At 68.6% G+C, this 1,413-nt stretch carries 1 protein-coding gene; it reads right to left on the minus strand.

Annotated elements, in window-relative coordinates; translation table 11 throughout:
• Positions 1-42: 42 nt before the first annotated feature.
• Positions 43-1,293, minus strand: coding sequence for an IS256 family transposase (locus ACT3SQ_RS19195; RefSeq protein ID WP_444592680.1), 1,251 nt, complete (start codon positions 1,291-1,293; stop codon positions 43-45).
• Between the last annotated feature and the right edge of the window lie 120 nt (positions 1,294-1,413).

Here is a 1,413-nt window from a genome sequence, read left to right on the forward strand (position 1 = left end):
GGTCAAGTCCCGGGAAGTGGTGTAGCGATCCTTCGCTGAGTGTCAGGCGGTGAGGGCTGGCAGGGAGTTGGTGGTGACCTCCTCGCTTCCGGGGTCGGGGACGATGCTGAGGCGGCAGCGGGCGAGGACATCGAGTCCGAGGTAGCGACGGCCTTCGGCCCATTCATCGGTCTGTTCGGCCAGGACCGCGCCGACGAGGCGGACAATGGCGTCGCGGGTGGGAAAGATCCCGACGGAGTCGGTGCGGCGGCGGATCTCGCGGTTCAGGCGTTCGGTGGGGTTGTTGGACCAGATCTGGACCCACACGTCCTTGGGGAACGCGGTGAAGGCCAGGACGTCGGCGCGGGCGGCGTCGAGGTGTTCGGCGACGGCCGGGAGCTTCTCGCCGACGTAGTCCAGCAGCCGCTCGAACTGGGCGTTCACGGCTGCGGCGTCGGGCTGGTCGTAGACGCTGTGCAGCATCGCCTTCACGGCCGGCCACATGCCTTTGGGGCAGATGCTCATCAGGTTCGCGGCGTAGTGGGTGCGGCAGCGTTGCCAGGACGCGCCGGGCAGGTGCGCGGCGATCGCTTCCACGAGCCCGGCGTGGGCGTCGGAGGTGACCAGGCGGACTCCGCCCAGGCCGCGGGCGACCAGGTCGGCGAAGAAGCTGCTCCACGCCGCGCCGGTCTCGCTGGTGGCGACGCGCATGCCCAGGACCTCGCGGTGGCCGTCGCCGTTGACGCCGGTGGCCAGCAGGACGACGGCGTTGATGACCCGTCCGCCCTCGCGGACCTTCATCGTCAGCGCGTCGGCGGAGACGAACGTGAAGGGGCCGGCCTCGTCCAGGGGGCGGTGGCGGAACTGCTCGACGTGCTCGTCGAGATCGGCTGCCATGCGGCTGACCTGTGATTTCGAGAGGGAGTTGATGCCGAGGGTCTTGACGAGCTTGTCCATGCGGCGGGTGGAGACCCCGGCGAGGTAGCAGTCCGCCACGACCGTGATCAGCGCGGATTCTGCGCGCTTGCGCCGCTCGAGCAGCCACTCGGGGAAGTAGGTGCCGGTGCGGAGCTTGGGCACGGCCACGTCGATCGTGCCCACCCGGGTGTCGAGGTCGCGGTGGCGGTAGCCGTTGCGCTGGGCAGCCCGGTCGGTGCTGGGACGGCCGTACTCGGCGCCGGCGACCGCATCAGCGTCCGCGGACAGCAGGTCGTTGATGATCCTTTGCAGCATGCTGCGCATCAGATCCGGGGACGCTTCGGTCAGGGCTTCACCGAGGAGGCCGTGAGGGTCGACAATGTGAGGAGCGGTCATCGTGATGACTCCGTTCGAGTGAGAAGTAGAGAGCTTTCTCGAAGGATCACACGGTGGCCGCGTTCTCGTCGGGGACGATCACGGGGGCCACCGCGCTACACCACTATGCGGGACTCAACT

Origin of the sequence: Brachybacterium sp. AOP42-C2-15, from assembly GCF_052377065.1 — a bacterium.
Classification (GTDB): Bacteria; Actinomycetota; Actinomycetes; order Actinomycetales; family Dermabacteraceae; genus Brachybacterium.